The 21,027-nt window shown below is 31.7% G+C and carries 19 protein-coding genes; 6 read left to right on the forward strand and 13 right to left on the reverse strand.

Translation table 11 applies throughout. From position 1 onward, the window contains the following. From acnA to ACTT9U_RS06465, 3 genes are read right to left on the reverse strand one after another with little or no spacing between them, the layout of a single operon-like run. Positions 1-2,670, reverse strand: a complete 2,670-nt coding sequence (gene acnA / locus ACTT9U_RS06455) for an aconitate hydratase AcnA (RefSeq protein ID WP_440932341.1) — start codon at positions 2,668-2,670, stop codon at positions 1-3. Positions 2,671-2,672: 2 nt separating this feature from the next. After that, on the reverse strand, positions 2,673-3,263 hold the full coding sequence (locus ACTT9U_RS06460; protein ID WP_440932342.1) for a LysE family translocator: 591 nt from the start codon (positions 3,261-3,263) through the stop codon (positions 2,673-2,675). Between the two features lies 1 nt (position 3,264). After that, positions 3,265-3,606, reverse strand: a complete 342-nt coding sequence (locus ACTT9U_RS06465) for a tRNA-binding protein (protein WP_440932343.1) — start codon at positions 3,604-3,606, stop codon at positions 3,265-3,267. Positions 3,607-3,633: 27 nt separating this feature from the next. Here ACTT9U_RS06465 and argE point away from each other — a divergent pair, with 27 nt between their 5' ends. Next, the gene (gene argE, locus ACTT9U_RS06470) at positions 3,634-4,812 is read left to right on the forward strand and encodes an acetylornithine deacetylase (protein ID WP_440932344.1); all 1,179 of its coding nucleotides are present in this window, start codon (positions 3,634-3,636) and stop codon (positions 4,810-4,812) included. Here the strand turns inward: argE and ACTT9U_RS06475 are convergent. Together ACTT9U_RS06475 and speB are read right to left on the reverse strand one after the other, a co-directional pair. Further along, complete coding sequence (locus ACTT9U_RS06475; protein WP_440932345.1) at positions 4,809-6,242, reverse strand: aldehyde dehydrogenase family protein; 1,434 nt, start codon at positions 6,240-6,242, stop codon at positions 4,809-4,811. The two genes, argE and ACTT9U_RS06475, sit on opposite strands and share 4 nt — an antisense overlap. 19 nt (positions 6,243-6,261) lie before the next feature. Further along, on the reverse strand, positions 6,262-7,221 hold the full coding sequence (speB, locus tag ACTT9U_RS06480) for an agmatinase (protein ID WP_014953552.1): 960 nt from the start codon (positions 7,219-7,221) through the stop codon (positions 6,262-6,264). A gap of 53 nt (positions 7,222-7,274) precedes the next feature. Here speB and ACTT9U_RS06485 point away from each other — a divergent pair, with 53 nt between their 5' ends. Continuing rightward, the gene (locus tag ACTT9U_RS06485; protein WP_440932346.1) at positions 7,275-7,997 is read left to right on the forward strand and encodes a putative zinc-binding metallopeptidase; all 723 of its coding nucleotides are present in this window, start codon (positions 7,275-7,277) and stop codon (positions 7,995-7,997) included. After that, positions 7,994-8,641 (forward strand): peptidylprolyl isomerase, encoded by a 648-nt coding sequence (locus ACTT9U_RS06490; protein ID WP_440932347.1) that lies wholly within the window; start codon positions 7,994-7,996, stop codon positions 8,639-8,641. The genes ACTT9U_RS06485 and ACTT9U_RS06490 overlap by 4 nt, the downstream gene beginning before the upstream one ends. Here ACTT9U_RS06490 and ACTT9U_RS06495 read toward each other — a convergent pair. The 7 genes from ACTT9U_RS06495 to ACTT9U_RS06525 form a co-directional block, all read right to left on the reverse strand. Continuing rightward, complete coding sequence (locus tag ACTT9U_RS06495) at positions 8,630-10,852, reverse strand: 3-hydroxyacyl-CoA dehydrogenase NAD-binding domain-containing protein (RefSeq protein WP_440932348.1); 2,223 nt, start codon at positions 10,850-10,852, stop codon at positions 8,630-8,632. The two genes, ACTT9U_RS06490 and ACTT9U_RS06495, sit on opposite strands and share 12 nt — an antisense overlap. Positions 10,853-10,867: 15 nt before the next feature. After that, positions 10,868-11,722 (reverse strand): ABC transporter permease, encoded by an 855-nt coding sequence (locus tag ACTT9U_RS06500; RefSeq protein WP_440932349.1) that lies wholly within the window; start codon positions 11,720-11,722, stop codon positions 10,868-10,870. A gap of 5 nt (positions 11,723-11,727) precedes the next feature. Then, positions 11,728-12,981, reverse strand: coding sequence for an ABC transporter permease (locus ACTT9U_RS06505; protein WP_440932350.1), 1,254 nt, complete (start codon positions 12,979-12,981; stop codon positions 11,728-11,730). A 67-nt stretch (positions 12,982-13,048) separates the two neighbouring features. Beyond that, the gene (locus ACTT9U_RS06510) at positions 13,049-14,176 is read right to left on the reverse strand and encodes an extracellular solute-binding protein (RefSeq protein ID WP_440932351.1); all 1,128 of its coding nucleotides are present in this window, start codon (positions 14,174-14,176) and stop codon (positions 13,049-13,051) included. A 98-nt stretch (positions 14,177-14,274) separates the two neighbouring features. Next, on the reverse strand, positions 14,275-15,360 hold the full coding sequence (locus tag ACTT9U_RS06515; protein WP_440932352.1) for an ABC transporter ATP-binding protein: 1,086 nt from the start codon (positions 15,358-15,360) through the stop codon (positions 14,275-14,277). A gap of 50 nt (positions 15,361-15,410) precedes the next feature. Then, positions 15,411-16,580 (reverse strand): M24 family metallopeptidase, encoded by a 1,170-nt coding sequence (locus ACTT9U_RS06520; RefSeq protein WP_440932353.1) that lies wholly within the window; start codon positions 16,578-16,580, stop codon positions 15,411-15,413. A 2-nt stretch (positions 16,581-16,582) separates the two neighbouring features. Next, positions 16,583-17,326 (reverse strand): maleate cis-trans isomerase family protein, encoded by a 744-nt coding sequence (locus ACTT9U_RS06525; RefSeq protein ID WP_440932354.1) that lies wholly within the window; start codon positions 17,324-17,326, stop codon positions 16,583-16,585. A 53-nt stretch (positions 17,327-17,379) separates the two neighbouring features. On the opposite strand from ACTT9U_RS06525, the gene ACTT9U_RS06530 reads away from it, so the two are divergent. Continuing rightward, positions 17,380-18,102 carry a haloacid dehalogenase type II gene (locus ACTT9U_RS06530; RefSeq protein WP_440932355.1) on the forward strand — a complete coding sequence of 241 codons (723 nt, stop codon included), beginning with the start codon at positions 17,380-17,382 and terminating at the stop codon, positions 18,100-18,102. Here ACTT9U_RS06530 and ACTT9U_RS06535 read toward each other — a convergent pair whose 3' ends face one another. Beyond that, positions 18,103-19,128: a D-2-hydroxyacid dehydrogenase gene (locus tag ACTT9U_RS06535; protein ID WP_440932356.1), complete on the reverse strand. Its 1,026-nt coding sequence runs from the start codon at positions 19,126-19,128 to the stop codon at positions 18,103-18,105. A gap of 143 nt (positions 19,129-19,271) precedes the next feature. Here ACTT9U_RS06535 and ACTT9U_RS06540 point away from each other — a divergent pair, with 143 nt between their 5' ends. Next, positions 19,272-20,438: an LLM class flavin-dependent oxidoreductase gene (locus ACTT9U_RS06540; RefSeq protein WP_440932357.1), complete on the forward strand. Its 1,167-nt coding sequence runs from the start codon at positions 19,272-19,274 to the stop codon at positions 20,436-20,438. Then, positions 20,438-21,025 carry an amino acid synthesis family protein gene (locus tag ACTT9U_RS06545; protein ID WP_440932358.1) on the forward strand — a complete coding sequence of 196 codons (588 nt, stop codon included), beginning with the start codon at positions 20,438-20,440 and terminating at the stop codon, positions 21,023-21,025. Before ACTT9U_RS06540 ends, ACTT9U_RS06545 begins: the two co-directional genes overlap by 1 nt. Positions 21,026-21,027: the final 2 nt, after the last annotated feature.

Raw genomic sequence — 21,027 nt, forward strand, 5'->3', positions numbered from 1 at the left:
CTAGATCATATTTCTAAGAACGTATTGTAAAATTCCACCATTTTTATAATATTCTAATTCATTCTTGGTATCTATTCTACATAGCGTATCTATAGTCTTGCTTTCTCCAGAGGCGTATTTAATTTCTATTTTTACTTTGTCAGATGGATTAATTCCTTTTTCTAATTCCACAACGCTTATTAACTCTGAGCCTATCAATTTAAGAGTTTTTCTATCCATACCTTCTGTAAATTGTAATGGCAATATACCCATACCTATTAAATTTGACCTATGTATTCTCTCAAAACTTTCTGCAATTACTGCTTTAACACCCAAAAGTTTAGTTCCTTTTGCTGCCCAATCTCTAGATGATCCTGTGCCGTATTCTTTACCACCAATAACTACCAGATCTGTTCCTCTTTTTTTGTATTCAACCACAGCATCGTAAACTGGCATAACTTTTTCTTCTGGATATAATTTTGTAAACCCACCTTCTGTTCCAGGAGCCATTTCATTTCTAATTCTAATATTTGCAAAAGTTCCTCTCATCATAACTTCATGATTTCCACGTCTAGAACCATAAGAATTAAAATCTTTTTGTTGAATTTGGTGTTTCATAAAATACTCACCAGTGGGGCTATCTTTTTGAATGTTTCCAGCTGGAGATATATGGTCAGTTGTTACCATATCGCCTAGAATTAATAATGGTCTCGCATCCTTTAATGCTTTAAAACCTTCTGGATCATCAGATAAGTTTTCAAAGAAAGGGGGTTTTTTCACATACGTTGAGCCCTCGTCCCAATTATAAATATCACTTTTTTCAGTGCTAATTTGTTGCCACTGCTTTGGACCTTCTGAAACATTAGAATATCTTTTGACAAACATTTCAGCGTTAAGAGATGATTTCAATGTATCCTCAATTTCTTTATTAGAAGGCCAGATATCTTTTAAATAAACATCATTGCCATCTTTATCTTTACCAAATGAATCTTTGTAAAGATCAAAATCCATATCACCAGCTAACGCATATGCTACGACAAGTGGTGGTGAAGCAAGATAATTTGCTTTGATATGTGGAGAAATTCTTCCCTCAAAATTTCTATTTCCTGATAAAACTGAGACTGCATATAAATTTTCTTTTTGAATTGCGCTCACAATATTATCAGCCAATGGTCCAGAGTTTCCAATACAAGTTGTGCAGCCGTATCCAACAAGGTTAAATCCTAATTGATCTAAATATGAATTGAGACCAGCTTTTTCGAGATAATCTGTTACGACTTGTGAGCCAGGAGCTAAAGACGTTTTTACCCAAGGTTTTACATTCAATCCTTTTTCAATTGCTTTTTTAGCTAAAAGACCAGCTCCAATTAATACGTTTGGATTAGAAGTGTTCGTACAAGAAGTAATGGCTGCAATTAAAATAGAACCATCTTTAATTTCATAATCAGAATTTTCAACTTTCGCAATTTTTTTCTCCTTACTATTAGTTGCTTCTTCATAAACTTTATTAAAACTCGTTGAAGCATCTGTTAATAAAACTTTATCTTGAGGTCTCTTTGGACCTGAAATTGTTGGAACAATTGTTGACATATCTAAAGATATTTTGTCAGTAAATTCTATTTGATCGCTTGCCCATAAACCTTGCTCTTTAGCATATGCTTCTACTATTTTAACTGTATCTTTATCTCTTCCTGAAAATTCTAAGTACTTTAATGTTTCATCATCAACAGGAAAAAAACCACATGTTGCACCATATTCGGGAGCCATATTTGCAATAGTTGCTCTATCTGCTAATGTTAAATTTTTTAATCCTTCGCCATAAAACTCAACAAATTTTCCAACCACACCCTTATCTCTTAACATTTTAACAACTGTTAAAACTAGATCTGTTGCTGTTGTTCCTTCTGGCATTTTATTTGTTACTTCAAACCCAATAACTTCGGGGATTAACATTGAAATTGGTTGACCTAACATTCCTGCTTCAGCTTCAATTCCTCCAACTCCCCATCCTAAAACTGATAGTCCATTAACCATTGTAGTATGACTGTCAGTTCCAACTAAAGTATCTGGAAATAAATATTTATCTCCTTTGAATTCTTCAGACCAAACTACTTTTGATAAGTATTCTAAATTTACTTGGTGACATATACCAGTTCCTGGAGGAACAATTCTAAAGTTATTAAAAGCACTTTGTCCCCACTTTAAAAATGAGTATCTTTCTCCGTTTCTTTGAAATTCAATATCTACATTTTTTTCAAATGAATCAGCTTTTGCTGATTGATCAACTTGAACAGAGTGGTCAATAACTAGATCAACAGCTGATAAAGGGTTTATTGTACTAGGATCTTTATCTTTCTCCTTAACTGCTTCTCTCATTGCTGCCAAATCAGCAACTGCTGGAATACCAGTATAGTCCTGTAATAAAACTCGTGCAGGTCTATAAGCTATTTCCGTTTTAGACTTTTTATCTTTCAACCAAGATTTGATAGCTTCTATTTGAGCTTTTGTAACTGACAAATCATCTTCATACCTAAGTAAGTTTTCTAATAAAACTTTTATTGATTTTGGTAGTTTTGAGATACCGTCTAATCCATTCTCTTCTGCTTTTTTTAGAGAGTAATATTTATAATCTTTTCCGTTAATATTTAAGTTTGATAGTGAGTTGTATGAGTTTTTATTTCCTGGTTTCATAGTTATATATAAAATGTTATTATGCTTAATAAAAGAAGTCCTGACATAACATAATTAAAGTATTTTATAAATTTCTCATTTGTCGCGAATTTCCTTAAAAATTTACCAATAAATGTCCATAAAGTAATACTGGTAGACGAGAATAAAAAGGCAAGTAGAACAACTTGAGTCGCATAATTAAGATAATTTTCTCCTAATTCAACATAAGTTGATACAACAATTATACCAACCATTACTCCTTTGGGATTTAAGTATTGAAATAAAAATGTTTCAATAAACTTTACTGGGTTATCTTTTTTTACTTCATCTGATCGAGTTGAAGAGGCAATCTTATAAGCTAGATATACAAGAAATAATGTTCCAAGATATTTAATTATCTCTTGAATAATTGGAAATAATTTAAAAATATTAATTAAACCAATTGTTAAAAAAAGAACCAATGATGTAAATCCCAGAGTTACACCTAAAATATGAGGAATCGTTTTGGTTACACCAAAATTAAACCCAGAATAAGATGCCACAACATTATTTGGGCCTGGAGTATATGCTGCCACAAACCAAAATAAACTTATAGATAAAATTTCTGGATGCATTTTAAGCTATCGGTAAACCGTTTTCTGCTTTTTGTGATGGATGTAAAAGTGTTACTTTGCCTTCTTCATCAATTGAACCTAAAAGTAGAAATTGAGATTTAACACCTGCAATATTTTTTTCTGGAAAATTACAAACGCCTATTACTTGTTTTCCAACCAAATTATCAGAATTATAGTAATGTGTAATTTGTGCTGAAGATGTTTTTACTCCAATGTCTTTTCCAAAATCAACTTCTACTACTAATGAAGGTTTTCTGGCTTTTTCATTTTTTTTTACTGACAAAACTGTCCCAAGTCTAATATCTAATTTTTCATAAATATCGTAGGTTATTTGAGGTTTCATAATAATAATGTATAATTAAGTTTTACTATGGCTATAGATAACAATTTATACGAAAAATCAATCAAGATCTTAACTGATCTTATAGCTTTTCAAACTGTTTCTGGAACAGATAATAGTGAATTAATTAATTATTGTGAAAAAATTCTTAACGAACTTGGTATTGAAACTTTCAAAGTTTTTGATGATGAAGAAAAAAGGGTAAATTTATTTGGAACTTTAAAAGCAAAAAAAACTAACGGTAAGAAACCTATAATTTTATCTGGACATACAGATGTTGTTCCTGTCTCAAAAGGATGGTCCTCAGATCCATTTACAGCAACAATAAAAGATGAAAAATTATATGGAAGGGGATCTTGTGATATGAAAGGGTTTATTGCTTGCACATTAGCCTTTGCGCCTGTCTTTAAAAAAAGTAATTTAGATCGTGATATTCACTTTTGTTATACATTTGATGAAGAAACTGCATGTATTGGTGCTCCTTTATTAATTAAAGAGCTTAAAAAAAGAGATATCAAAAATGGGATTTGTATAATTGGAGAACCAACAAATATGAAAATAATTGATGCTCATAAAGGAATGAATGAATACACAGTTCACTTTGGTGGACTTGCAGGACACAGTTCAAAACCTCATATGGGTGTAAATGCAATTGAATATGCATCAAGATATATAAATAAACTTTTGGAATTAAGACAAGAATTAATTAAAAGAGCACCTAAGGATTGTATCTTTGATCCACCTCACTCTACTTTATCTATAGGAGGAATATCTGGTGGAATAGCACATAATGTTATCGCCGATAAATGCAAAGTCGAATGGGAGACAAGACCAGTCAATAAAGCTGATGGAGATTTTGTCACTCAAGAAATAGAAAAATTTGTAAGTGAAAAACTTTTACCTGATATGAAAAAAGTTTTCCCTGACTCATATATAAAGAAAGAAATTATTGGAGAAGTTGTAGGTTTTGAAAAATTAGATGAGTCTGAGGCTTGTGAATTTGTATCATCTATAACAGGTGATAACTCTAGAGAAGTTGTGTCATTTGGAACTGAAGCTGGTCTTTTTCAAGAAGTTGGTATTAGCACGGTTGTTTGTGGTCCAGGTTCAATTGAACAAGCCCATAAAATAGACGAATTTATAGAACTTAATGAACTAAAGAAATGTTTGAATTTTTTAGATGGAATAAAAAATAAATCTATTAATTAATTCCAACCACCTACTGCTTTAACTTCTAAAAATTCTTCCAAACCATGTGCTCCAGCTTCCCGACCAATACCAGAGTGTTTATAACCACCGAAGGGCGCATCAACTGCTATTCCTACACCATTAACATCAACCATTCCTGAACGAAGTTTTCTAGCAACTCTTTTAACTTTTTCTGGATCTTGTGTTTGGATATAATTTGTAAGTCCATAAGGAGTATCATTTGCAATTTTAATTGCTTCTTCCTCATTTTCAAAAGGCATAACAGATAATACCGGCCCAAAAATTTCAGTTCTTGCTACTTCCATATTATTATTAACATCAGCAAAAACTGTTGGTTTAACAAAATATCCCTTTTCCAAACCATCAGGTTTTCCAACTCCACCTGCAACTAATTTTGCTCCTTCATCAATCCCTTTTTGAATAAGAGTTTGAATTTTGTTGAATTGAGTTTCTGAAATAACAGGCCCTATATGTTCACCTTCTTTTTTAGGATCACCTACTTCAAAATTTTCAGCGTATTTCTTAAGTCTTTCAACAGCTTCTTTATACATTGATTTTTCAACGAGCATTCTTGTTGGTGCATTACACGACTGACCAGAATTTCTAAAACATCTTAAAGCTCCTCTTTCAATTGCTTCTGGATCTGCGTCATTAAAAATAATATTTGCACCTTTGCCACCTAGTTCTAAGCTAACTCTTTTAAAATCTTTTGCTGCATTTTGTGAAATTAAAGCTCCTGCTCTAGTTGATCCAGTAAATGAAATCATATTTACATCAGGGTGTGCGGTTAATGCATTTCCTGTTGTGGCACCATCTCCATTCACTAAATTAAATACCCCTGCTGGAAATTTAACTTCATCTATGAGTTCAGCAAGTATCATAGATGATAATGGTGCTAATTCTGATGGTTTTAAAATCATTGTGCAACCAGATGCAAGTGCAGGTACAACTTTTAAACATACTTGGTTCATTGGCCAATTCCACGGTGTAATTAAAGTACAGACACCTTTTGGCTCATAAAGAATTCTTTGATTTGGCGCATGTTCACCTAATGGTTTTTCAAACTCAAAGTTTTTTAAATATTTTATAAAAGATTTAATATGAGCGGCACCTGTTCCAGCTTGTAGTTTTGTTGAAAAATCTTTTGGTGCTCCCATCTCCATAGTAATTGCTTCAGCAATATCGGCCCATCTTTTTTTATAAACTTCATATAATTTTTCTAATAAACTTATTCTTTCCTCTTTTGGACTAAAAGCCCAAGTCTCAAAAGCTTTTTTCGCAGCACCCACTGCAGCATCTACATCTTGTTGATTTCCTAAAGATATCACTGCGCAGTTTTCTTCTGTTGCAGGATCTATTACTTTAATTTCTTCAGAACTACTAGGTTTTACCCACTGTCCATTGATATAAAAATTTTTTTTATCTAACATGATTAAAACTATCCTTTCATTATGTTTTTGCAAATAAATTTGTTAATTCGTAAACTATTGTTGCAGCTGCAAGAGAAGTAACTTCTGCATGGTCGTAAGCTGGTGAAACTTCTACAACGTCAGCTGAAACTAAATTTAATCCTGATAAACCTCTTAGAACATTTACCATTTCTCTAGTTGTCATTCCCGCTATCTCAGGTGTGCCAGTTCCTGGTGCAAAAGCTGGATCTAAAACATCAATATCAATTGATAAATAAAGAGGATTATCACCTACTCTCTTTCTTATTCTTTCAGCAATTTTATCTGTACCTTCTGTTTGAAATTCATCACAGTGAATAATTTTAAATCCAAAACTTTCATCATTTTTAATGTCATCTCTACTATAAAGAGGGCCTCTTATTCCAACATGCATTGAGGCATCATCTAAAAATAGACCTTCTTCTCTTGCTCTTCTAAATGGAGTTCCGTGAGTATAAGGTGCACCAAAATAAGTATCCCAAGTATCTAAATGAGCATCAAAATGAACTAAAGATACTGGTCCATTCATTTTTTTATTTATTGCTCTTAATAATGGAACTGCAATTGTGTGGTCACCACCTAAGCTGATAATTCCACCAACTTTATTCAATAAATCTGTAGCACCAACTTCTATTTGTTTTATAGCTTCATCAATACTAAATGGATTACAGGCAATATCTCCAGCATCCGCAACTTGTTGAATTTTAAATGGTTCAACATCATAACTTGGATGATAATTAGTTCTTAAATGTCTTGAAGCTTGACGAATACTTTGTGGTCCAAATCTAGCGCCTGGTCTGTAGCTAGTTCCAGCATCGAAAGGAACTCCAACAATTGCTACATCACAACTTTCAACATCTCTTAACTCAGGTAATCTTGCAAATGTTGATGGTCCAGCATATCTTGGAACTTTAGTTCCACTAACTGGTTGAATAGGATTTTTATTTTTCTCTTTTTTCATTAATTAAGCCTACCACATTCTTTTAAATTGGAATATCTTCAATTATCAAAATTATGAGGTTAATTAAATCTTTTTTTATATTGATACTTTTGTGTTTTTCCACTCATGCAAACACAATTTATGAGCTCATCAAGATACCAAATCTTGAAATCTATAATTTAAAAAATGAGAATAAATTAAGATACTTGTACGCTAAACAACCTTTTACTATTGGTGTGAAGAACAATATAAATTGTTTTAATTCGTCTCAAGAAGATTTAGATGAAAAATATACGGTCATTAAGAAAAACCTAGATAGGTATTCAAAGGAATTTTTAAAAAAAATAAATTTGAAATATATTGTTCTTTGTGAAGATTTATCGATTTCAGGAATAAATACAGCTGGAATTCCAGATAATGTAATGAAAACTCTAATCATTGACATTAAGTTTAATCAAAAATACTTTGAAAGAGTTATTCATCATGAGGTTTTCCATATAATTAACGATAGTTATAAAGACTTATTTAATTATGATGATTGGTCAAAATTCAATAATAACGACTTCAATTATGCAGAATGTTCTACATGTACTGAAAAGCTTGGATTAGATACTTACTTAAAAACAAATGGATTTATTACAGAATACTCTCAATCTACAGCATCTGAGGATATGGCAGAAGTATTCTCACACATAATGATGGGATTAATTCCAAATAATGATGATCCAATATTAGAAAATAAAATTAAATTTTTAAAATCTAAAATTCAAGAATTAGATAAAAAATTTAAATTATGATTAATAAGATCAAACCATCTAGATCTGAAAAGATTATTTTTATATTTATCTTAACTTTAGCAACTTTCACTATAACTTCATTTTTTCTTTTAAAAAATAAATGTTTATTTATTGAAGATTTCGATCCAAAAAATTTAGTATTTGATAATCCAGAAAATATAGCAGTACTTAATATAGATTGTGGAAATGTGATTATAGAGCTATATCCTGATCTCTCACCTAATTCTGTAGAAAGATTTAAAACTTTAATCAAATCTAAAGTTTATGACGATGTTGCTTTTCATAGGGTAATTAAAGATAAATTAGTTCAAACAGGTGATGTTGAATTTGGAAAACGAAATAACATCGATTATGGAAAAATTGGTACAGGTAAATCTGGTTTGGGAACTATAAATTCTGAAGTAGATAAAGATTTTGATTATGATGCTGGAAGTGTAGCACTAGCAAGAAGTCAAAGATATAATACTGAAGACAGTCAATTTTTTATAACTCTTCAAGATGAGCCATTATACGAAGGTGAATACACACCTATTGGAAAAGTTTTATATGGATTAGAAACATTGAGGACAATTAAATACCTAGATAAATCTGTCTATGTCCTAAGACCAGATTTCATTAATTCATTAAGAATGTTAGTTGACTAAAGGTTTTCCTGTAGCGAGGGTGTGCTTAATTCTTTCTTGAGTTTTCTTAGTTTCTATAAGTCTCATGAAAGCATCTAGCTCTAATTTAAATAAATCATCTTCTGATAAAGTTTTTTCAACTGTTGTATCTCCACCACTCAACACATATGCTAATTCTTTTGCAACTTCAACACCATGATCTAATATAACTTTATCATTATAAAGTTTTTCTAAAATTTTATGCATTTCTCCTCTTACACTTTCTCCAGGTAAGTTAAATTTCAATTCTTCAGTTGGAGTGAAATTCTTATTTTCATCTAATATTTTTTTTGAAACCTCAAGTAAGCTATTTCTATTCATTATAGTTTTATCTTCAGGTTTTAGGTATTTCATAGGAACTGCCTCAACAGGCGATGTAGCTGTTTTTCCATATCCAATAATATCAAAGACTTTTAACGGCGCATAATTTGGATCTTTTTTAGCTTCTTCAGTTTCAGACCACCTTGCCAACATTTCTTTGCAACCGCCTCCAGCAGGTATCAAACCTACGATAGTTTCGACTAAACCAATTACAATATTAGTATGAGAAGCTACAAAATTACTTTGAACTAAAACCTCAAATCCACCTCCTAAAGTTAATCCTGAGGGAGCAGAAATTACTGGATATTTTGAATATTTCAAATGCTTACAGGTATCTTGAAAATATTTAATAAACTTTTCTATAGATTTAAAATCACCTTTGTCAGCAAAATTCATTGTGTAAGTTAAATTTACTCCTGCTGAAAATTGCATACTTTCATTAATAATAATTAAAGGTTTGTCAGTAGCTTTTTTTAAAGCGTCCATTGAATCATAATCCAATGCATTAGCTTTGGTAGTAAACTCAACTATATTGTAATCTTTAAATCTATAAATTTGTGCTGAGCTATTTCCATCAACACTTTGGGCTTTTCTTTTTACTTTTCCAACTGTTTCAATATTTGTGTATTTTTGTCTTTCCCCGTAAAATTTTTCATCTTTTGTTTTTGACAATTCCTCCAAAAATTTATTTCCCTTAAATTCATCAATTTTGCTAAAAAAATTTTCAACTCCTATTTCTTCTAACATTTCAAAGGGGCCTTTTGCCCAATTAAAGCCTAGTCTCATCGCTTCATCAATATCATTAAAATCTTTTGTAATTTCTGGAACTAGAGATGATGCATATTTAATTATTTTTGATAAAACAGACCATGCATACTCCCCGTATTTATCGCCTCTATTTATTAAAGCATTAAGATCAACCTTGTCTGATTTAACATCAATTTTTTTGCTGGGTGAATATTCTCCTGTTTCTAAATTCAAAGCCTCTAAAACTTTTGATCCACCTTCTTTATTTATTCTATAAAAACCACCTTTACCTTTTCTTCCTGTATATCCTGTATCGATAAGTTTTTTAACTAATGGAATTTCTTGAGCTACAATGTGAAATTTATCTGTCTCAGAAAGTTCCTTGATAAAGCTTTTTAAAACATCTGCCATTAAATCTATACCAATTAAATCATATAAACCAAAAACTCCTGTTTTTGGTATTCCCATTGGTCTTCCAAAAATTGCATCTGCTTCTTCAACAGAAAGTTTCATATAAAATGCTTCTGTCATAGCAATTTGCATTGCATAAACACCTACTCTATTTCCTAAAAAGCCTGGGGTGTCATTACAAACAATTGCACCTTTCCCTAATTCAACTTCACAAAATTCTTTTAGACTATTAATTTTATTTAAATCATTATTTTCATTTTTAACTATTTCTAATAAACCCATATACCTAACTGGATTAAAAAAATGAGTAATACAAAAATCTTTTTTTTCTTTATCAGTAAGATTTTCAGATAAAACTTTAATTGGTATTGAAGAAGTATTTGATGATACTATTGCTCCATCTTTTCTAGCTTGAAATATCCTTTCATAAATTTTGTGTTTAATATCAATTCTTTCAACTACAGCTTCTACAATCCAATCTGCATCTTTAACAACATCAAAGTTATCATTTATGTTTCCAACTTTAATGTTATTTATTTTAGTTTTATCAATTAAGAGTGGTGGTCTTGATTTGTGAATTCTGTCTCTTGCATTTGTAGAAATTTCTGTAGTCAAATCTAAAAGAGTTACAGGAATATTTGCATTACATAAATGAGCAGCAATACCGCTTCCCATAGTACCTGAGCCTATAACAACCACATTCTTAATTTTCATGATTTTTTAATTATACTAATGATTGATACCTCTGAGTCTTTCAGATCTTCTTCTTAATAACTCAGCTGTAACTAATATTAATGTAGATAAAATAATTAGACAAGTCGCAACTGCCAAAATGGTCGGACTTAACTGTTCTCTTAATCCAGTCCACATTTGAATTGGGATAGTTGTGTTCTCTAAGCCAGCTAAGAACAATACAACTACAACTTCATCAAATGATGTCACAAATGCAAACAATCCTCCTGAAATGACCCCTGGTAAAATTAATGGTAAGGTAATTTTCATAAATGTATGAACTGGATCGCTTCCTAAGCTTGCCGCAGCTCTTGTAACACTATGATCAAAACCTGATAATGTTGCAGTTACCGTAATTACCACAAACGGTGTTCCTAAAATTATATGGGCTAAAATTATTCCAGTATGCGTTGCTGCTAATCCGGCTTTTGCCATGAAGAAAAATATTGCAACACCTGAAATAATTAATGGAACAATCATTGGAGAAATTAATACAGCCATAATCAAACCTTTATAAGGCATATGTCTGCTGCTCAATCCCAATGCTGCAACTGTTCCAAGTATTACTGATCCTATTGTTGCAAAAATTGCAATTATAAAACTATTTTTAGCAGCTAATCCCCAAGGATTTTTAGTTCCATAAATCATATCTTTGTACCATCTTAGTGAAAAAGCGTCTGGATCTAGACGTTTCATACCATCTGAAAAACTTAGAAACTCTTCAGCGTTAAATGATAATGGAAATATTACAAATAAAGGTGCAATTAAGAAAAAGAAAACTGCTCCACAGATTGTAAGATAAACATAATGCCAAATTCGATAATGTGGTTCTGTATATTTTGGTAAAGCCATCTTATTTATCCTAATTTAATATTATCTATTCCAACTATTTTATTATACAGCCAATAAATTGCTAAAACTCCAGCTAACAACATTAAACCCATCGCAGATGCAAAGCTCCAATCGAGTGTACTCTTCATATGAAAGGCAATTTGATTACTTATTAAAGTTCCAGATGCACCACCAACTAAAGCTGGTGTTATGTAATATCCAATCGCCAAAATAAATACTAGTAAACACCCTGCTCCAATTCCTGGGATTGTTAAAGGAAAGTACACTTTCCAGAATGCTACAAAAGGTGTTCCGCCTAATGATTTTCCAGCTCTCATTAAACTTGGCGATATAGTTTTCATCACACTGTAGAGTGGTAAAACCATAAATGGCAGCAAGATCTGTGTCATAGCAACATAACTACCTGTTTTATTGTACATCATCTCAGGTCTGCTATCGTCATCCACCAGTCCTATTCCAACAAAGAAATCATTTACTACACCTTGCTGTTGTAACAATATCATCCAACTGGCTGTTCTTACAAGAAGTGATGTCCAAAACGGAAGCAGTACGCAGATCATCAGCAAGTTACTGTACTTCATTGGTAAAGTAGCTAGCAAATGAGCTATCGGATAAGCCATTAAGAAACAAAAGACTGTAACAAAAAAAGCAATTTCTAAAGTTCTTAACCACAAAACTCTGTGAATTCTTCTATCTTCTTCAACACTTACAATATTTCCTTCCTCATTTTTATACATATCCATTGCTTTTAGATATTTTTGATTTGTAACTTCTGGAGCTCTTCTTTTAATTGCTCTCCAGTATTCAACATCAGCCCATCTTTTATGAACTGACATTATTTGTTCTTTATAATTTCCTTCTTCAAATTTTTTGGAAGCTCTTCTTAATTTTTTAATGATACTTTTAAATCCATTTTTTGTGTAATTAAGTTGTGTAGAAAGTTTACCCTCACGTTTTTCATCAACTAATTTTATAAAATCTTCATGAAAGGCAGCAAAAACTTCTTCATCGGGTAACTCTTGACCATCCCATATCTCCATTGCCTTAAAAGTTTTTGGAAGCATTTGTGTTACCATTTTATCATCAACACTTCTCAACAACATACCGCCTATTGGGAAAACGTAAGTGATAATTAAAAAAAATAATAAAGGAGCAACAAGTAAAAAGGCTTTTATTTTATTTTTTCTTTCAGCCTTTTTTAAGCTTACCTCTAACGGTATTCCGTCTGTTGTTAAAATTTTATTTGTTTCTGAGCTCATAAATAAAAAGGGCGGTTTAAAACCGCCCTTTAATTATATTATAAATTTAAGTTCTATAAAACCTAAATTACAGACCAGCTTTCATTGCTTCCCATTTTTCACCAAGCTCTGTGCCGTTGTCAGCCCAGTAAATTGGATCAACTAAGAAGTAATTTTTAGTGTTCTGTGGTGCAGTAGGCATTTGTGGTACCATATTTGTCTTACCATCTTTGTACCATGGCTCTCCTGCTTCCATAATTGCTATAGATGATTTTCTCCAAGGAGCGTATGCAATATATTTTGCACTACCAGCTAACATTTCTGTGCTAGTCATCATAGCTAAAGCTTTCTTAGCCATACCATTTGCATCGTTAGGTCCGCCTTTAACTTGTACGAAATATTCGTAGTCAAGACCTTGAGCGTCCCAAACTTGTTTAATTGGTGCACCTTCTCCAACTTCAGCGTTGAAGAATCTACCATTCCAACCAGTTGCCATTACTACTTCACCAGAAACTAGTAATTCAGGTGGTTGAGCACCAGCAGACCAGAATACACATCCACCTTTAGGGTCTGTGCAAAGCTCTTTAATCTTGTTCATTGCTCTCTCAACACCAGCATCTGTACTTAATTCTTCATAGATGTTAGCGCCACCTTTTCCTGGTTTAACACCATCTGCTGCTAAAGCGATCTCTAAGTTTGTTAGAGCGCTTTTGTAGATAGCTCTTTTTCCAGGGAATTTTTTAGTATTGAAGAAATCTCCGATAGTCTTTGGAGTACCTTTAACATTCTCAGTGTTATAAGCGTAGTTCCAAGAGTATAAGATGTTTCCTACAGCACACTTACTTGGCATTGCAGTAAAGAAATCTTCACTTGCAGGAGTTCCATCTGGAGCTGCTGGGAAGTCTTTGTCAAAATCAAATTCAACAAATAAACCTTCATCACATCCATTGATAGTATCCATCGCAAATACGTCGATTATATCCCACGTAATTTTGCCAGCTTCTTTTTGTGCTTTGATTTCTGATAATCCACCTGAATAGTCAACCCAAGCAATGTTAATGCCAAGTTTTTTAGCAGTTGGATCACCATAACCTAACTTTTGAGACTCAGTGTAAGCTCCACCCCATGATACAGCTGTTACAGTTGTAGCGAAAGCTGAAGTAGTTACAGAAAGTACAAAAGAAAGTGCTAGTAATATCTTACTAAGTTTTTTCATTTTTCCTCCGTTTAAACGTTTAAAAACAAAATTAAAACAATTTCAAAGGGAAGTGTCAACAGCCCTTTTTGGCTAAATGTTAACAATATATGGTATGTCTATTTAGGATCTAATGCTCTAGCATCATCACTATTCCAACCTATCTTAATCTCATTTCCAAGTTTGATATCTAGATTAGATGATGAATTTGGCACCTTAAGAATAAATTCTGGGTTACCTAAAAGATTAATTCTTACCCTGGTGTGATCTCCATGATAAATAATTTCTTCAATTTTACCATTATGAACATTATCCATCTTGTCTGAAGGATTAATTAATGCTCTTTCTGGTCTTAATGAAACAGTAGTTCTATCACCTTTCGATTTTACAGAAATTGGATTCGCTAATATTTCTGCGTTAGCCAATTTTACCTTACATTTGTCTTTAGAAATATCTGAGATCTCTCCTGCAAAAGTATTGTTCTCTCCAATAAATTCTGCAACAAAAGAGTTTACTGGTTTTTCATATAACTCATCAGGACTTGATAACTGTTGAACTTTACCATCATTAAATACTGCAATTCTATTGGACATTGTTAATGCTTCGCTTTGATCATGTGTTACGTAAACGACTGTTACTCCAATGCTCTCGTGAATATGCTTAATTTCATATTGCATACTCTCTCTTAAATTTTTATCCAATGCACCAAGAGGTTCATCCATAAGCACAAGCTGAGGATCAAAAACTAATGATCTTGCAACAGCTACCCTTTGTTGTTGACCGCCTGACAATTGTCCTGGCATTCTAGATGCAAAGCCTTGAAGAGAAACCATTGATAAAGCCTTATCAATTTTTTTATCTGCTTCATCCTTTGGAATTTTTCTTACTCTTAAAGGGAATGCTAAGTTTTCATAAACAGTCATGTGAGGAAACAATGCATAATTTTGAAACACCATTCCAATTCCTCTTTTGTGTGGAGGTATACTTGAGATACCTTTTCCGTCTAAATAAATTTCTCCATTAGTTGGAGTTTCAAACCCAGCCAACATCATCAAGCAAGTTGTCTTACCTGAACCAGATGGCCCAAGCATTGTTATAAACTCACCTTCAGCGATATCTAAATTAAGACCTTTTACTACTAAGACTTTACCGTCATAGCTTTTGTCTACATTTTCAAATTTGACGAATTCTTTGTTACTACCCATAAATCAGAACACTTTAAAACATGCGTGAGAATAAATTTCAACCCCTAACTTTAACCCTTTATTCTAAGTTCTTTGGGAAAATCATAAAATAATTCTGAACCTTTGTCAGTGACTCTAATCGATTCAGATGCTTCCACTCCCCAATCTCCAAACTGCATTACTGCTATCATATGAAAAGTCACATTTGGTTTTAGCTCAGTCATATCTCCTTTAGAAATATTTAAAGTATGTTCTCCCCAATCTGGTGGATAGCCAATACCGATTGAATATCCTGTTCTCGATGTTTTTTCGATACCATACTTATCTAATATTTTCCAAAAGGCTTGTGCAACATCATCTGCAGTATTTCCTGCTTTAGTTGCATCAATACCTGCTTGTAATGCTTCAATTGTTTTGTTCATTGTATCAATCTTTAATTGATCTGGCTTACCTAACAAAACAGTTCTAGCCATTGGGCAATGATATTTTTTATGTGTCCCAGCTATTTCAATGATGGTAGCTTCTCCCTCTACAAATTTATCTTCAGTCCATGTTAAATGAGAAGCTGATGTTCCTTTACCAGTTGGTAACATTGGAACAATTGATGCATAATCGCCTCCAAACTCTGGAGTGCCCTTAATTAATGTTGAATATATTTGAGAAACAGCATCACATTGTCTAACACCCGGATTAATTGCTTCCATTGCTTTTTCCATTCCTAGTTTTGTTATTTCAGCTGCAGATTTCATCAATTTTATTTCAGCATCAGATTTAACTACTCTCACCCAATTAACCAATCTTTCACAGTCTTTAATCTTAGCATTTGGTAAACCATTTTTTATTTTCTCATAACAGTAAGCTGTAAAATAATGACTATCCATCTCTAGACCAATTGAAAGCTTATCCCATTTCTTTTCTTTAATTAGATCAACTAATGCATCGTATGGATGTAATGGCCAATTATGAATATATTTTTCATTATATTTAATAATATTTTCACCTTTTAAATATGTTTTTATATAAGCGCCTCCAGCATCTTGATCTCTTACAAAACAAATAGGTTCATCACAGTTAACATGGACAACTACACATTGTGCATAATAGAAAGACCAAGCATCATAACCTGTTAGGTAATTCATATTGGATGGATCTTGAGAAATTAAAAGTTCAATGCCTTTATCCTGCATTGATGATTGAACTTTTTTTAATCTGCTTTTGTATTCTTCTTTTGTAAAATTCATGTTTAATTTTTAAATAATCTTCCAAATCCTTCAATATTATAATCTGAATTAATGAGTTCTAAACAATCCCAAATCAAAGCTTGGTTACTAGATATAACAGGTTTATTAAGTTCTTTTTCTAAGTCATTAATTAATGAGAGAACTGGTAAAGCGGTGCATGATACAAATAGTGCATCACTTTTTGATAAATCAATTTTTTTTAAAACACTAAATAGATGTTTGGAATCTACTTTTCCAATATCTAAATCTGAAGCTATATCAAAATAATTCATATCATTTATTTTAAAATTTTCTTTGTTAAAAAAATCAGCAACTGAGTCATTTATTTCTGATGTATAAGGAGTAAAGATTGACAAATTTTTTATACCTAGTTTTTTCATCCCTTTTATTGCTGCAGTTATTGGTGTTGATACTTTTGTATTTGGTTTTGCTTTATTTACTTTTTCAAAAATTGAATCATAACCTGCTGCTATCGAACCAGATGTACACCCATAAGCTACACAATCTAATTTCTGATCAGGTAAAATTTCTTTTGTAACATCTGTAATATCATTAGCCATTTTTTTTAAGGTTTCATTTGTAAGTGGATTATAGCATCGAATTCTATTGCAAAATAAATCTATATCCTTTCCGTAAATTACATTATTGAAATCTTTTTCAATTCGAAAATCACTCGCTAATGTTATTAGTCCAATTCTTGGATTGGGTTTTGAATTAAATTTTGGATCTATTTTGTTAAGTTCCATATGAGAATACTATTATTATTGATTTTAATTTCCAATAAAATAAATAAAAGCACATGAATTATAAAAATTTTAAATTTTTAAGCTTTGATTGCTATGGAACTTTAATTGATTGGGAATCGGGTATATGGAATGCATTTCAACCAGTTATACTCTTTAATAAAAGAAATGATTTAACTAGAGAAAAAGTTTTAAGAAATTTTGCATTACTAGAGTCTGAACAACAAAAACAAACTCCATCAATGTTGTATTCGGAAATATTATTTTACGTTCATAAAAGATTTACTAAAGAAAATGAATTGAAGACAACAGAAGAGCTTGATAAAAATTTTGGTCACTCTGTTCCTTTTTGGCCAGCATTTGCTGATAGTGCAGATGCTTTAAGATTACTTAAGTCAAAATTTAAACTAGTAATCCTTTCAAATGTTAATGTGGGTGGCTTTACCGCTTCTAATAGATGGTTAGGAGTTGAATTTGATGAAATTTATACTGCAGAACATGTTGGATCTTACAAACCAAATCCAAGCAACTTTGAATATATGTTTAATAATTTAAAGAAAGCACATAATGCTGAAAAAAAAGATATTCTTCATGTTGCCCAAAGTCTTTTTCATGATCATGTACCAGCAAAAGAATTTAATATGAACACAGTATGGATTGATCGACAAAATCTTAGCAAAGGTGGTAATTGGGGTGCTACAAAAGTTGTTGAAAACCAACCAAAGCCGGATGTTATTTTTGAGGATTTAATTTCTTTTGCAAATAAAGCTACAAGCTAATCAATAACCTAATTTTTTATCTATTAAATTATTTAGCGTTTTATTTTTTAAAAATAACTTTAGATTTTCAAAAAATATATCTAAAACCATTTCTACATAATTCCCCTCACTATCAGAAGAAACATGAGGAGTAATTATCAAATTAGGCGTATCCCAAAGTTCAGAGTCTTTAGGTATGGGTTCTTGAGAAAATACATCCAATATCGCACCGGCAATTTCATTATTTTTTAATTTCTCACACAAACTTTTATAATCTAACACTGTTTCTCTTCCTATATTTACTATTCCACAAGAAGGTTTTAGCATGTCTAATCTTTTTTTATCTATCAAACCTATCGTTTCTTTTGTTTGTGGAACTGCTAAATAAAGAAAATCAGCAACAGGTAAGACTTCCTCTATTTTGTCGAAAGTAATCACTTTAGAACACCCATCTACGGATTTACCTTTTCTATTAATTCCTATTACCTCAACATCTAATTTTGCAATATGTTTGATCATTGACCCACCAAGAGAGCCCGTTCCAACTACAACAACTTTTTTTCCTGCAATTGGTTTACTTAATAAAGATATAAATTCTTTATTTTTTTGATTTGTAACAATTTTTGTTATGTGGTTTTGAAGCATTAAGATACTCATCAAGCCAAATTCTCCAGCTTTTTTTGCATGCACACCACTACTGTTTGTTAAAACACATTTTTCACTCATCCAGTCAAATGGATATAAATGATTTACACCAGCTGAAATAACATGAATCCATTTTAAATTTGGAGCAATATTTTTTATCTCTTTTGTTGGAAAGTTCCATCCTAATAAAATATCAGAATTACTTAATGATGATTTAAAATTATCATCATCCCAATCAATAAAATATTCTATTTTATCTTTTACTTCAGGATAAACCTTTAACTTTTTTTCAAAAATTTCTTTTGTAATTGTGTTATTTATTTCACCCTCTAAATCACATGGTAACGAACCAGCTTTCCAGTGATTATTTCTTATGTGAATCTTAATTTTTTTGTCTGTCAAATAGTTCTCACTTTTTTATTTCATATATTCTTAAATTATTATAAAGTCGAATTAAAGAAGACACATAACTCGTCGTGTAATTTTTGTTTCATTTACGAAAGTGGGATCGGTTTTCTTAAATTTAATTATTTAAGGAGGTTAAGATGAAATTTGGATACTTTTGTAATACCACTAATTGGACAAAAAAACCTTACGAACAATTGCTAAAAGAAGCTCAAGAGATCACAACATATTGTGATGAAAATAATTGGGATTCTATTTGGTATACAGAACATCATTTTAATCATGAGGGGATGGAATCTTGTACAAATCCTATAATGATGGGTGTTGATGCAGCTGCAAGAACAAAACAAATTAGAATTGGTCAAGCATGTAACGTCATTACATTTCATAATCCAATAAGACTAGCTGAAGATATAGCTTTACTTGATCAACTTTCAAATGGAAGAGTTGAAGTTGGTATTGGAAGAGGTGTTTATGGAAGAGAAGCGGTAAATATGAATAAAGAGGCTGATCTAAAAGATCAGGCTAAGAATTTTAGATTGTTTGAAGAAACTCTTACAATTATGAAAAAAGCTTGGACAGAAGAATTTTTTAATCATCAAGGAGAGTTTTATACATTCCCATCACCGAACTTTGTTTGGCAACATGATATGAGTCCACCAAGTGAAAAGTTTTTAGATACTAAAACTAATGAGATTAAGAAGATAAGTGTAGTACCTAAACCAAAACAAAATCCTCACCCACCTATTTGGCAAGTTGTCGATGGTGCAAGATCAATTGAATGGGCCGCACAAAATGGTTTGAACACTATAATGTGGATACCAACGGTAAAAGCTTTAAAGAAAAGATTTGAAATTTATCGAGATGCAAAATCAAAAGCTGAAAACAGAGATGTACCTTTGGGTGAAGGTATATCTTTAGTAAGAGACATGTTTGTAGCTGAAACTATGGAAGAAGCTGAAAAAATGGCTGGTGATCATATAATTAATTATATGAAATGGGTTTGTCATTGGAGAGGTCTTGGTAATCACATGGATCCTGGTGAAGAATTACCTGAAACTAAACATAAATTAGACTTACTTAATTATGATTTTTTACATAAAAGAAATTTATTATTTGGTACTCCAGAGTATGTAGTAAATAAAATTAATGAACTTCAATCAGAACTAAATCTTCAAAATTTACAAGTATGGTCAAATTTTCCAGGCATTGATCATGAAGCTTGTATGAGAAGTATTAAGTTATTTAATGATGAGGTTATTCCAAAAATTAATTTGGATGCTTCTAGTCTTGAAAGAGCAAGTTAATGAAACTTGAACTAAGAAAATTTACAAAATTTGTTGATAAAACTTTCATTGAAGGTGGCAAAGAAGCAAAAGAACCAGTTCTTTTAGTATCAGTAGCTGCTGTATTTAAAAACCCATGGGATGGACAAGGTTTTGTGGAAGATTTAAAACCTGTTATTTTAGATCTAGCACCAAAATTGGGTGATCTATTGGTACCAGAATTAATTAAAGAAATTGGCTCTCCAGAAAAAATTTTAGCATACGGTAAAGCTGGTATTGTTGGTTTAAATGGTGAAATTGAGCATGCATCTGCATTTATTCATACTTTAAGATTTGGAAATAAATTTAGAGATGCAGTTGGAGGTACTTCTTATTTAAGTTTCACTAATACAAGAGGTCCAGCTGGATCAAAAATTTCAATACCAATGATGCACAAAACAGACTCTGGTCTTAGACCGTATTATTTAACTCATGAATTTACTATTCATGATGCGCCTTTTGATAATGAAATAGTAATTGCAATAGGTGGAGCATCCTCTGGTAGAGCTCACGCAAGAACTGGAGATAGATATCAAGATATGAAAGAGATGGGCTTAGACCCTAAATAAAA

Origin of the sequence: Candidatus Pelagibacter sp., from assembly GCF_052049975.1 — a bacterium.
GTDB lineage: Bacteria > Pseudomonadota > Alphaproteobacteria > Pelagibacterales > Pelagibacteraceae > Pelagibacter.